The organism is Flavobacterium sp., from assembly GCF_028712645.1.
In the GTDB taxonomy this organism is placed as follows: domain Bacteria; phylum Bacteroidota; class Bacteroidia; order Flavobacteriales; family Flavobacteriaceae; genus Flavobacterium.
The window spans coordinates 22812-37116 of record NZ_JAQTPQ010000004.1; the positions used below are offsets into that span (position 1 = coordinate 22812).

9 protein-coding genes are annotated in these 14305 nt (G+C 35.3%); 6 read left to right on the forward strand and 3 right to left on the reverse strand.

Annotated elements, in window-relative coordinates; translation table 11 throughout:
- The first annotated feature begins 166 nt into the window (after positions 1 to 166).
- Both PHC28_RS00595 and PHC28_RS00600 read left to right on the forward strand, forming a co-directional pair.
- Positions 167 to 3289: a T9SS type A sorting domain-containing protein gene (locus PHC28_RS00595; RefSeq protein ID WP_300095451.1), complete on the forward strand. Its 3123-nt coding sequence runs from the start codon at positions 167 to 169 to the stop codon at positions 3287 to 3289.
- Between the two features lie 430 nt (positions 3290 to 3719).
- Positions 3720 to 6368: a glucosidase gene (locus PHC28_RS00600; RefSeq protein ID WP_300095454.1), complete on the forward strand. Its 2649-nt coding sequence runs from the start codon at positions 3720 to 3722 to the stop codon at positions 6366 to 6368.
- A gap of 258 nt (positions 6369 to 6626) precedes the next feature.
- Here PHC28_RS00600 and PHC28_RS18300 read toward each other — a convergent pair whose 3' ends face one another.
- From PHC28_RS18300 to PHC28_RS00610, 3 genes are read right to left on the reverse strand one after another with little or no spacing between them, the layout of a single operon-like run.
- The gene (locus PHC28_RS18300) at positions 6627 to 6716 is read right to left on the reverse strand and encodes a hypothetical protein (protein WP_367277966.1); all 90 of its coding nucleotides are present in this window, start codon (positions 6714 to 6716) and stop codon (positions 6627 to 6629) included.
- A 23-nt stretch (positions 6717 to 6739) separates the two neighbouring features.
- The gene (locus tag PHC28_RS00605; RefSeq protein ID WP_300095457.1) at positions 6740 to 6868 is read right to left on the reverse strand and encodes a hypothetical protein; all 129 of its coding nucleotides are present in this window, start codon (positions 6866 to 6868) and stop codon (positions 6740 to 6742) included.
- A 33-nt stretch (positions 6869 to 6901) separates the two neighbouring features.
- On the reverse strand, positions 6902 to 7084 hold the full coding sequence (locus tag PHC28_RS00610) for a hypothetical protein (protein WP_300095459.1): 183 nt from the start codon (positions 7082 to 7084) through the stop codon (positions 6902 to 6904).
- Positions 7085 to 7293: 209 nt separating this feature from the next.
- Between PHC28_RS00610 and PHC28_RS00615 the strand changes: the two genes are divergently transcribed.
- The 4 genes from PHC28_RS00615 to PHC28_RS00630 form a co-directional block, all read left to right on the forward strand.
- Positions 7294 to 8556 carry an MFS transporter gene (locus PHC28_RS00615; protein WP_300095462.1) on the forward strand — a complete coding sequence of 421 codons (1263 nt, stop codon included), beginning with the start codon at positions 7294 to 7296 and terminating at the stop codon, positions 8554 to 8556.
- A gap of 2 nt (positions 8557 to 8558) precedes the next feature.
- Positions 8559 to 9401, forward strand: a complete 843-nt coding sequence (locus PHC28_RS00620; protein ID WP_300095465.1) for an ROK family protein — start codon at positions 8559 to 8561, stop codon at positions 9399 to 9401.
- A 719-nt stretch (positions 9402 to 10120) separates the two neighbouring features.
- Positions 10121 to 10558, forward strand: a complete 438-nt coding sequence (locus tag PHC28_RS00625; protein WP_300095468.1) for a hypothetical protein — start codon at positions 10121 to 10123, stop codon at positions 10556 to 10558.
- 12 nt (positions 10559 to 10570) lie between these two features.
- The coding region (locus tag PHC28_RS00630; RefSeq protein WP_300095471.1) for an HYR domain-containing protein at positions 10571 to 14305 on the forward strand (3735 nt) is incomplete at its 3' end.

Sequence of the window (14305 nt, forward strand, 5' to 3'; positions counted from 1 at the left end):
TTAAAAATTTAATTATAAAAAACCTTGAAGTTATGCTTCGAGGTTTTTGCTTTATTAGTCAACTTAACAATTAAATAACTTAATAATGATGTTTCTATATTATTAAGATAACCCTGATTTTACATATCGACTCTATTTTTGCTTTATAACATAACAAAAAAACACAATGAAAAAAATTTACGTTTTATCAATGCTTTTATTAGTAAGTTGCGTTGGTTTTGCACAATTCACCTCAACAACTTATCGAGGAGCATTTGCACCAGCACCAACTCCAATGTGGACAGACACTTGGACTAACTTCGACCCACAAAATGCAGTTTATCCAGCAACAAATGTTGATGTAACAGCAAATATTACAGTAGACACACACTGGACAGTAGGAAACACATACTATTTGAAAAATCAAATTTATGTAAAAAACAACGCGACTTTAACCATTGATGCAGGAGTAGTTATCAAAGGAGATCATCTTGCAACAGGAGCAGGTTTATTTGTTACTAAAGGGTCAAAAGTTAATGCCATAGGAACAGCAACTAATCCAATTGTATTTACTTCAGATCAAGCTCCAGGAAATAGAGCAGCAGGAGATTGGGGAGGAATAATATTGTTAGGAAAAGGATCATTTAATATCAATGGAGGTGTAAACAATATTGAAGGTATTACAGCCTCAGCAGATACACAATACGGTGGAGGTTCAACACCAGATGACAATGACAATTCAGGAACATTAAAATATGTTCGTATAGAATTTGCAGGATATGTTTATGCAGTAAATTCTGAAATCAATGGATTGACATTTGGAGCAGTAGGAAGAGGAACGACAGTTGATTATGTTCAGGTTTCTTTTGCTAATGATGATTCGTTCGAATGGTTTGGAGGAACAGTAAACTGTAAACACTTGGTAGCTTTTAGAGGATTAGATGATGATTTTGATACGGATAATGGATTCAGCGGAAACGTTCAATTTTGTTTAGGAGTAAGAGATCCACAAATTTCTGATGTTCCAGCAATTTCAACATCAAATGGATTTGAATCAGACAATAATGCAACAAGTGATGCTGTATCACCATACACAAGTGCATTATTTTCAAATGTAACGATAGTTGGGCCACATAAGAGAGTTACTTTGCCAAATGGAGGAACTTTAGCAGTTGGTTTTGGTAGAGATGCGCAGTTGAGAAGAAACACTAAACAAAAAATATTCAACACTATCTTTATGGATTACAACAACGGTATTAACGTTGATGGTGAAACTACTGAAACAAATGCGTTTAATAATGAGTTAAAATTCAAAAACAACATTATAGCAGCAACTGTTACAGGTAAAACTTATTACAAAGCAGCAGCGCCAAATAATGCAAGTTTTGATATTGCTTCTTGGTTCACAACAAGCAACAATACAGCAGTAGCTTTAAGCGATGGAATACTTATTAAACCTTACGATTTGACAGATGCTCAAGTTTACACAGGATTAGATTACAGACCATCAACAAGTTCAATTGCTGCAACTGGTGCTGATTTTACTGATGCAAGTCTAGTAGGAAATATTCAATCTACTTTCTACTACGTAGATGTAGATGGTGATGGATACGATTCAGGTACTGCAGTACTAAGCGATGCAACTCCGCCAACTGGGTATTCACTTACTACATTGGGTTCGGATTGTGATGATACAAATTCAGCTATACACGCTAATTGTCCTACAATTACAACGGTTCCTTACAGAGGAGCATTTGCACCAGCTCCAATTCCAATGTGGACAGACACTTGGACTAACTTCGACCCACAAAATACAGTTTATCCAGCAACAAATGTTGATGTAACAGCAAATATTACAGTAGACACACACTGGACAGCAGGAAACACATACTATTTGAAAAATCAAATTTATGTAAAAAACAACGCGACTTTAACCATTGATGCAGGAGTAGTTATCAAAGGAGATCATCTTGCAACAGGAGCAGGTTTATTTGTTACTAAAGGGTCAAAAGTTAATGCCATAGGAACAGCAACTAATCCAATTGTATTTACTTCAGATCAAGCTCCAGGAAATAGAGCAGCAGGAGATTGGGGAGGAATAATATTGTTAGGAAAAGGATCATTTAATATCAATGGAGGTGTAAACAATATTGAAGGTATTACAGCCTCAGCAGATACACAATACGGTGGAGGTTCAACACCAGATGACAATGACAATTCAGGAACATTAAAATATGTTCGTATAGAATTTGCAGGATATGTTTATGCAGTAAATTCTGAAATCAATGGATTGACATTTGGAGCAGTAGGAAGAGGAACGACAGTTGATTATGTTCAGGTTTCTTTTGCTAATGATGATTCGTTCGAATGGTTTGGAGGAACAGTAAACTGTAAACACTTGGTAGCTTTTAGAGGATTAGATGATGATTTTGATACGGATAATGGATTCAGCGGAAACGTTCAATTTTGTTTAGGAGTAAGAGATCCACAAATTTCTGATGTTCCAGCAATTTCAACATCAAATGGATTTGAATCAGACAATAATGCAACAAGTGATGCTGTATCACCATACACAAGTGCATTATTTTCAAATGTAACGATAGTTGGGCCACATAAGAGAGTTACTTTGCCAAATGGAGGAACTTTAGCAGTTGGTTTTGGTAGAGATGCGCAGTTGAGAAGAAACACTAAACAAAAAATATTCAACACTATCTTTATGGATTACAACAACGGTATTAACGTTGATGGTGAAACTACTGAAACAAATGCGTTTAATAATGAGTTAAAATTCAAAAACAACATTATAGCAGCAACTGTTACAGGTAAAACTTATTACAAAGCAGCAGCGCCAAATAATGCAAGTTTTGATATTGCTTCTTGGTTCACAACAAGCAACAATACAGCAGTAGCTTTAAGCGATGGAATACTTATTAAACCTTACGATTTGACAGATGCTCAAGTTTACACAGGATTAGATTACAGACCATCAACAAGTTCAATTGCTGCAACTGGTGCTGATTTTACTGGAGTTAGTCTTGGAACTGATAATTTCATAGCAAGTTCTGAATTTTCTTTAGTGGTTTATCCAAATCCATCTGCAAGTACTTTCAAACTAAACTATATCTCATCTAGTAATGAAAAGGTAAAAGTTGATGCTTATGATCTTACAGGTAGATTATTAGAATCTCGTAATGTAGAATATACTAATATCAACAATCAAGAAATAGGTAATGGATATGCTCCAGGAGTTTATATAGTTGTTTTAAAACAAGGGAACATTACTAAATCTGTTAGAGTTATCAAAAACTAAATAGTTTTTAAATTTGTCTCGTCCTAAAAAAACGATACAGATTATTAGATATAAATTAACTATTAAACAGTAGCAAAAACGTTTTTGCTACTGTTTTTTGTTTTATAAGTTCTCATCTTACTTTTGTTTTGAGAATGCCTTTTGTTTTTTTAAAAGCTTGACGGATCCCCTAAAACCTATGGAGTAGCAAAATTTAAGCATAAATATTAGTTAGCCTGAAAAGGAAGAATTCGGAGCCTCTTATGTTTAAACAAAAAACAAAACATCTCATAGACTATAATTCCCTTTAAAATTCATAATAGTTAGACTAAAAATTGTCGATAAATTGGGTTATTAGTATTAAATGAAGTAGATTTTTACAGAATATTTACGTTGTTTTAAAGCGTATTTGTATAAATTGCGACACAGAATATTTAGAATTAAAGTCGACATGTCAAATATAAATGCAGAAAGATTACGTTTAAAATTAAGGAAAGATAATAAGGGTTGGAAAAAATGGGGACCCTACTTAACCGAACGTCAATGGGGAACGGTTAGAGAAGACTACTCAAATAATGGCGATGCTTGGAATCATATAACACACGATATGGCACGCTCTAAAGCCTATCGCTGGGGAGAAGAAGGCATTGGAGGAATTTCAGATAATAAACAACATATTTGTTTTGCTTTTGCTTTCTGGAATCATAAAGATCATATTCTAAAAGAACGCTTTTTTGGTTTAACCGGAAGCGAATCGAATCACGGGGAAGATGTAAAAGAAATCTATTTTTACCAAGATTCCACTCCCACTCATTCCTACCAAAAAATGCTCTACAAGTATCCGCAAGGTGCTTTTCCGTATAAAAAATTGGTTGATGAAAGCAGAAAACGCTTTCGATTAGAACCCGAATATGAATTGCTTGATACTGGAATTTTTGATAAAGATGCCTATTTTGACATTTCTATGGAATATGCTAAAGCGGATGAGCAAGATCTTTTAATTAAAGTTACCGTTGAAAATCGCTCAAAAATTGCTGCGCCAATTACTGTTTTACCAACCGTTTGGTTCAGGAACACTTGGTGTTGGGGCTATGAAAAATACAAATACAAACCAAATTTAAAAGGTGTTGGCAATTCACATATTGAGGTAAATCACCAAGTGGTGGGTCGTTTCAAATTGTATGCTGAAAATGCAGATGAATTTCTGTTTTGCGATAACGAAACAAATTTCGAAAAATTATACCATTCTCCTAATCTAACGAATTATACCAAAGACGGTATCAATAACTACGTTGTAAATAAAGTTAATGAAGCAGTAAACCTAAATCATATCGGGACTAAAGCTTCTGCAAAATATACTAAAACCATTCCCGGTAACGGAAAAAAAGTATTTAGACTTCGTTTTACCAATAAAACTTCAGCAAATGCTTTTGAAGATTTTGACGATGTTTTTGAACAACGCAAGATCGAAGCCGACGAATTTTATGCTGCTTTACAAAAAGGGATTGAAGACGAAAATTTAAAATCAATTCAACGTCAATCTTATGCAGGAATGCTTTGGACAAAACAGTGGTATTATTACAATGTTTTCGAATGGATAAAAGGGGATCCATCGATGCCCAAACCACACAAAGACAGAAAAAGAGGAAGAAACAACACTTGGAAACACCTTTATACGGCCAATATTATCTCGATGCCAGACAAATGGGAATATCCCTGGTTTGCTGCTTGGGATTTAGCTTTCCACACCTTGCCTTTGGCACGATTAGATCCCGATTTTGCCAAAAGACAATTGTCGGTTATTTTAAGAGAATATTACATGCATCCTAATGGTCAAATTCCTGCCTACGAATGGTCTTTTTCGGATGTAAATCCTCCCGTACATGCTTGGGCAACATGGAAAGTCTATGAGATTGACAAAGAAATGAATGGAGGAAAAGGAGATACTGCTTTCTTAGAACGCATTTTTCATAAATTGTTACTCAATTTCACTTGGTGGGTTAATTTAAAAGATGAAGGAGGTAACAATATTTTTGGAGGCGGATTCCTCGGGATGGACAATATTGGAGTATTTGATCGTTCGGCTGATTTGCCAACAGGGGGTCATTTAGAACAAGCTGACGGAACAGGCTGGATGGCGATGTACAGCTTAAATATGTTGCGTATAGCCTGTGAAATTGCCATCGAAAATCCGGTTTATCAAGATATGGCTTCTAAATTTTTCGAACATTATTTGCACATTGCAGGAGCTATGCAGTCTATCGGCGGAAGCAAATTAAATCTTTGGGACGAAGATGATCAATTTTATTATGATATGCTTCATAAAGAAAATGGGGATGCCGAATTACTCAAAGTTCGTTCGATGGTAGGGTTAATTCCTTTATTTGCCGTTGAAGTATTAACACCAGAATTGTTAGAAAAATTACCTGATTTTAAACGCCGTGTAGAATGGGTTTTAAATAACCGACCAGACTTAGCGAGTTTAGTGTCAACTTGGCATAATACAGGAACAGGAGAAACCCGATTACTAGCTATTTTGAGAGGACATCGAATGAAAATGATTATGAAACGGATGTTTGATGAAACCGAATTTTTATCCGATTATGGCATTCGTTCCCTTTCTAAATATCATAAAGAAAATCCATACAAGTTTAGTTATGAAGGCGGAACCATTCAAGTAGATTACACCCCTGCTGAAGCTACTGGTGATATGTTTGGAGGAAACTCCAACTGGAGAGGCCCTATATGGTTCCCAATGAACTTTTTGATTTTAGACTCATTAGAGAAGTTTTATAACTATTATGGTCCTGAATATGAGGTAGAATATCCAACTAACTCTGGAAATGTAATGACTATTGATGCTGCTGCAAAAGAAGTTTCTAAACGATTGTTGAGTATTTTTGTCCCAAATTCAGATAAAAAAATTCCAATGTATGGAGACTATGATAAGTTTCAAAAAGACCCTATGTTTAATCAAAATCATTTATTCTTCGAATATTTTGATGGTGATACCGGAAAAGGTCTCGGTGCCAATCACCAAACTGGATGGACAGGACTTATTTCAGAAATCATCCGTCATTTGTATGTAAAAAAGGAATAGATAAAAATTAAGGAAAAGACTTTTTTAAATGTGCCGTCCCCAAAAAGTTAAGCACTATTTGAGGACACGTCAAAAATAGCAATCAATGCAATATGTGATGGATGTGGTGGCAAAAAAGTATGCCAACATAGGAAGTCTAACCAGCATTGGCGAAATTTTATATTGGTACATCAAGAAAAAAATATTGGAATCACAAGAATAAATCCAATGTTATAAAAAAGAGGAACACCTAATTATAAATCCCGTAAGCAACTTTCCCTACTGACTATATTTTCTTCCAAAAAGCTGAATTATACAATCCGCAATTACCTTTGCCGCGGCACTTTTTGCTACTAACTTTCCTATCATTTCGCCAATACAAATAACAATTACTATTGAGCCATCCTATCACCAATCCCTTTTTGTACCGCAACTGTAATTTTCGAATAAGGAATCCCAAGTGCAAGTCCCGCAATTTTAGATAAACTTATAAAAAAAGTCGTTTTTGTATTGGATAACATTGTTGTTCAAAAAAAATAAATAAAATTCCGAACTCAATGTTTGTGGCACATACTGACAGTTCGCTCCTCTGGAGCTTGTTTTGGGCGAGACTCACTTTTTCTACAAACAGTCTGTCCCGATGGGACTGAAATAGCTCCGTTAGGAGTGAACTGTTTGTAGAAAACAGTAATTTTTGTTGAATAAAGCTCCGAAGGAGCGACCTGTTGATTATTCATAAAATTTTATCGGACAACAATGATTGGATAAATAGTAATACTCTAAAAATAAACCCTTTGTTTTATTGCGCAATTTGCATATAAAAATACGCAGAACAAGTATTTAAAATCGAGAAGTTATGGTATTATTGCACAGTCTGATGGTGTATTCCTAATGAATAATTTGTGAAAAAAAAGTAATTTGTGGAAAACCATAAATTCAAAAAAATATGGAAAAAAATACTTCCCAACATAAAATTTATTACTCAATTATTGCACTGATAATGCTGATATTTTTTGTAATCTCATTTATTACTAATATCCTTAACTCTATCATAGTAGATGTTAAAACAAGTTTTGACCTGAGCTTGACACTTACTGGTTTGTTGCCATTCTCATTCTTTATTGCTTATGGTGTAATGTCAATTCCTGCGGGATTTTTGTCCGAAAAATATAGTGATAAAAAATTATTAGCTGTTGCTTTCTTTGTAATGATGCTAGCGTCGTTACTTTTTGTTGTTTTCCCAGGGTATGCAGTCTTTAGCTTGACGCTTTTTAGTTTGGGATGTTGTATGGCGGTGCTGCAAGTAGTCATTAATCCAATGTTGCGAGTTGCGGGAGGTGAGGAACATTTTGCATTTAACTCCGTATTAGCACAAGTAGTTTTTGGTTTGGCCTCATTCGCCAGTCCTTATTTATATCAAAATTTGGGAGGCACGGTTACGAATGATAATTATATAAGCAAGTTATTAAGAAGTTTAGTTCCCGAAAATCTGCCTTGGGCCTCTTTATATGTTGTTTTTTCCTTAATCTGTCTGGTGTTGTTTCTGGTTGTACTCTTAACTAAATATCCCGATTTTGAAAAGAATGAGGACGAAAGAGCCGGTGATTCAGGTTCTTATTGGAGTCTTTTGAAAAACAAATGGACACTTCTTTTTTTCATTTCCATCTTTTGCTATACAGGAATAGAACAAGGAATAGGAAATTGGATTTCACAATTTTTAAAAGAATATCACGGCTTCGACGAAAAAATCATTGGCGCAAATACTGTAGCCTATTTTTGGGCAATGCTTACCATTGGTTGTTTATTAGGATTAGTCTTGTTGAAGATAATAGATAGTCGAAAGCTTTTAATAATAGCGTCAATTGCTGCAATCACGGCCTTGCTCTTTGCATTAAACGGAAGTGCAGAAGTCGCTTTGATTTGCTTTCCAATGGTTGGTTTTTTTATATCCGTTATGTGGTCGATCATTTTCTCTTTGGCCTTAAATTCTGTTAGCAGCCATCACGGCTCTTTATCCGGAATTTTATGTACTGGGATTGCTGGTGCTGCCATAATTCCTTTTATTGTGGGTTGGATAGGAGAATTGACAACACTAAAAATGGGGATGTTTTTCCTTTTAATTCCAATGGGTTTTGTTTTATCTATAGGATTTTGGGCGTCACCATTAGTAAATAATAAAACAATAAGTTTAAAAAAATCGGATTCATAATTATGAATAGTATAGTATTAGGGATTGACATTGGAGGTACCGAATTAAAAATTGGAAGAGTTGAGAATGGTTTAATTGTAGAACAAATTTTTAGAACCGTTGATACAAAAGCGACAAAAGAGGAAACGCTTTCTTCTCTTTTTGAAGCAATAGATAGCACAATTAATTCAGAGGTAACTGCCATTGGAATTGGGGTTCCAGCAGTTGTTGATCCTGTTACTGGGATTGTATATGATGTACAAAACATCCCTTCTTGGAAAGAAGTGGAACTGAAAGAACTAGTCGAGCAACGCTATAAGCTACCAGTTTTCATCAATAACGACGCTAACTGTTTTGCCTTGGGCGAAAAAATATATGGAAAAGGAAAGCATTATGAGAATTTCATAGGTCTTTCCATAGGAACTGGAATAGGAATGGGAATAATAATCAACGGACGTTTATACAATGGCGTTCTTTGTGGTGCTGGTGAAATAGGTATGCTGAACTACAAAGATGGTATTATGGAAGATTATTCCAGCGGCCATTTCTTTACATCTATTTACAAATCGAGTGCTAAGGAATTGAGTCAAAATGCTGCCGAAGGAAACGAAACTGCTCTAAAATCCTTCAATGAATTTGGATTCCATTTAGGCGAGTGTTTAAAAGCTATTTTATACACTTACGCGCCCGAAGCCATTATTTTAGGGGGTTCTATTAGTAAAGCATTTCCCTATTTCAAAAAAACAATGGAATTGTCTCTTCAATCATTTGCTTACCAAAAACAAATTCAGAATCTAAAAATAGAAACTTCAAACTATGAGGGAATTGCCATTTTGGGTGCTGCTTCTTTATGTTTACAGGAATAAAATAGTCACTTTTATAATAACAATTAACTTAACGTTATTTATTGCCAAAGAGAAAACAGTTCTTTAGGTTTTAAAGTAATGTACTGAGTTATTATATTTATAGTCTATTTATACTCCTGAAAACAACAAACTATTTTATTACTAAAACCATACTCTTCTTCTCAATCACTCTATAAAGTTAATGGCCAAATATGCAAATAAAAACCTAGCTTTATTTTCATCTACTTTTTGGTTTTTTGATTATAAATAAACCGTAAAATTTTAATTAATCTCATTCTAAATTAAGGTAAAAATCATACGGTTTTAAAAAGTATGATTTAAATCATACTTTAAATATCAGATAAACGGTAATTTTATCGGATAAACAGCAAGTATTGTTCTTTTAATTCAGATTTGGTTAGTAAATATTACATACGCAATACTGAAGATAAATAGAATTTAAAAATTGTTACATATTATTAGTCAAAGCCCCTAGCTATGAAAAACTATCCCCTTTTTTTTATATGTGCTTACTGTACTTATTGTGTAAATTTTATACATATCAAATTTCTGTCTAAACTTCGTCTTAAGCAATGAGGTAATTCAATTTGTAACATTGTGTTAGATTAAATTACCGCCTCCCTCAGTTCCAAATAAAAACTACTTGTTCTAAATGAATGACTGCATTTTACGCACCATCATATTAGGATGAGACAATACGAATTAACAAATAACAAATAATGAAAAAAATTTATTTATTTCTGTTATGTGGTATTATATTCCACGTACAATCGCAAACATCAGCTAATTCTAATTTTTCATCCCCAGATAAAGATCAGCTAATTCAAAAATGTTTAGTATTTCAACCTTTAGTAGATAAAATACCAGTCGAAGTTCAAGCAAGAATTTCGGATTATTATATTCTAAATCACGGAATGGAGATTACTTTTTCTCAAGTTCTTAAAGTGAATGGTAAGGGAGTTTCCTTTCTGACCAAAGGCGAATTAACCCCCACAAAACCTTATTTTCTTTTCCACACATTGAATATTGAAAATGATAAGGCATTCGTTAGATATTATTTTATTTACACTAATAATGGAAAGGAAACTACAATTCCTATAACTATAGATTTTGTAAAAATAAACTCAGTATGGCAAGTGTTTAATTATACCATTTAAAAGAAATAGATTATGATACGAAAAATTACATCAACCAATATTGTTTTAAAAATGATATTTGTTTTTTTGCTATTTTCTTTGCAAATAAACGCACAGTTTAAGATTTTAAATAACGGACAAAGAAGAATTGGAAACGGAGCAGAAAATTCAATAAACTCTTCCGGAAATATGCAACAACCGTTTTATTACAACAGTGCTTTAAGTACTTGGAGACAGTTAACTTATAGTACTTACCCATTAGATATTAGATGGGGAGTTGGCGGAGACGGCACCAATAATTGGAATATTAACGGAAGTATGCAAGATAACCCAATAGTGTCTAATCCTGTATATGACTACACAGGGTTTACAACTACAAATGCTGTCACTGGTGATGGTTATGGCGTCATTAAATTTTCTGGAAATATAACAATCAATTCTCAGTTATTTCTTTTAGAAAACACCTATACCCTTTTACAACCCGATGGGTTTTTTAGAATAAAAGTAAAAATCACTAATTTAAGCGGCACAACTGCTAGTAATGTTAGGCTTTGGGTGGGCACCCGTGACGATTGGGTTGGAGGTTCAGATGGACCAACTAAAGAGAGGGGTAATTTAGTTAATGGTGTATTTACATTAATACCAACTATGGCAACCCAAGCAAAAGCAATTAAGGTGTCTTCTGGAACAGAGGCTATTTTGTTTTTTAGTAATTCTCCTAGGGCATATTCAACTATAAATAGTTGCTGTTCCTTTACAAATGCTACAAACCAAGATCCCGCAACAAATACCATAACCCAAACAGGCGATGGTTCTTACGCTACGTATGTTCGATTTAATGATTTATTGTCAGGGCAAAGTGATGAACTAGATTGGTATTATGCTTCAGGAACATTAGTTGAAATTGCCGACATCATTCTTAAAGTAGCAGAAGCTGCATCTGCAGTAAGTAATATTTCTTATACTTCGGCAGATTATTCTTATTCTGCTTCACAAACTGGAACGACAAGTTATCTTTTAGTTCCTGCTGGATCAACCGTGCCTACTGATGTGCAAATTGAAGCTGGAGTAAACTATTCTGGAGGCACCGTGATTTCTAGCAGCTCTATCCCTAGTGTTGCCAATGTGGCTCATATCTATAATTTTACAGGGCTTACCTATGATTCAAATTATAGTGTATATGCAGTTACAAAATTTTTTAACGGAGTTAGCAATGTATTCACTTCGGTACAGGCTACAAATTTTGCAACTCTTGCTAATGACTTACCTGTTGGTTCAGCAATTGCTAATCAAACAACTTGTATCAATGGTTCTATTAGCGACCTTTCTTTAAACATTACAGATGCATACCCTGGCGATAATACCTATACTGTTACCGGAAGTTCTTCTAATACTAGTTTAGTTCCTAACAGTAATATTGTTATTACAGGCACAGGTAGCTCAAGATCTATCGCTATAACACCAAGTGCCGGGATAAGCGGCACAAGTACTATTACAATTTTAATGACTGATAGTTTAGGGGCAATAGGAACACGAACCTTTAATGTGACTTTTAATGATATTATAGCACCAACAATTACAGCACCTTCAGCAGTTTCGGCAAACACAAATGTTGGTTGTACAGCTACAGGTGTTTCACTTGGAACTCCAGTAACAGCAGATAATTGCGCAGTGGTATCCGTAACAAACAATGCGCCTGTAGCTTTCCCAAAAGGAGTAAACACAGTTATATGGACTGTTACTGACATTGGAGGAAATACCGCAACCGCATCACAAATAGTAACTATTTTAGATGCACAAAATCCAACAATAGCAACATTGACAGCAATAAGTGTCAATGCTAGTGCTGGAGTTTGTAGCTATGACAGTTCACTATTAACCCCACCTACAACTGCAGATAATTGTAGTGTTGCAAGTGTGATAGCTTCTCCCGCAAGTTTAGTGCTAGGTGCAAATACCGTAACTTGGACAGTAACTGATAGTTCGGGATTAACAGCAACTTCTACGCAAACAGTAACCGTGGTAGATACCCAAAATCCAACAATTACAGCTCCTTCGGCCGTTTCTGCAACTACAAATTCAGGGTGTACTGCAACAGGTGTTTCACTTGGAACTCCAGTAACAGCTGATAATTGTACTGTTGCATCCGTTACTAACAATGCTCCAATAGCTTTTCCTTTAGGAGCAACAACCGTAACTTGGACAGTAACAGATGGAGCAGGAAGAACTGCCACAGCGACCCAAACAGTAACAGTAACAGACAATGTAAATCCAACGATTACAGCTCCTGCAACAGTAAATGCAACAACAAATTCAGGATGTACTGCAACAGGTGTTTCACTTGGAACTCCAGTAACAGCTGATAATTGTTCTGTTGCAAGTGTAACAAACAATCACGCATCAACCACCTATCCATTGGGAGTGACAACCGTAACTTGGACCGTAACTGATGGTTCAGGAAGAACAGCTACAGCTACTCAAACGGTAAATGTTACTGATAATGTGAACCCAACAATAACAGCTCCTGCTGACGTTTCTTCAGATGTAAATGGTTCTTGTGTGTCATCATCAGTAGTTTTAGGAACACCAGTAGCGACCGACAACTGTTCTGTTTCGAGTGTAACAAATGATGCGCCATCAACTTTCCCATTAGGTGTTACAACTGTAACTTGGACCGTAACTGATGGCAATGGTAATACCGCAACAGCGACACAATTAGTATCTGTCGGTGATGTGATTTATCCTATTGTCAAAACAAAAAATGCTACTGTTTATCTTAATGATTTAGGTCAAGCGTTAGTAACACCAGCAATGATAGATAATGGAACGACTGACAATTGCGATTTTTCACTTATCGTTTCGCCTAACAACTTCGTTTGTGGAAATGTGGGTGTAAATAATGTGATTCTTATAGCAACAGATGCTAGTGGAAACCAAACCATTAGACCTGCATTTGTAACCGTTGTAGATAATCTACCACCTACAATAACAGCCCCAGCAGCGGTATCGGCTATAGCCAATGCCTCTTGTGGTGCAACAGGTGTTGTTTTAGGAACACCAATTACTGCCGATAATTGTTATATAGATACACCAGCGGTAAATAATGCTCCAGCTACTTTCCCACTAGGAGCTACAACAGTAACTTGGACGGTAACAGATCGTAATGGAAACAATGCAACGGCTTCACAAATTGTAACCGTAACAGATACTCAAAATCCAACCGTAGCTACATTAGACCCAATTAGTGTCAATGCTGATGCTGGAGTTTGTACCTATGCAAGTTCTCAATTGACAGCACCAACAGCTACAGATAATTGCAGTATAGCAAGTGTTGTGTCTACCCCAGCTGTTTTAAGTTTAGGTGATAATACAGTAACTTGGACTGCAACTGATGGAAGTGGAAACACAGCAACCTCTACTCAAACCGTAACAGTTATTGACACTCAGAAACCAACAATTGCATTATCAAATGTTATAGTTTCAGCCAATGCTTCTTGTGAGGCAACAGGTGTAGATTTAGGAATTCCGGTTACAACTGACAATTGTTCTGTTGCAAGCACTTCAAATGATGCGCCAACTACTTTTCCTTTGGGAAATACAACTGTAACTTGGACTGTAGCTGATGGTAGCGGAAATACGGAAACTTCTACTCAAACAGTAACAGTTATTGATGCTCAAAATCCAACAATTGTTACATTAGTCCCAATTAGCGTAAATGCAGATGAAGCTGTTTGTACTTATGCAAGTTCACAATTGACAGCTCCAGCA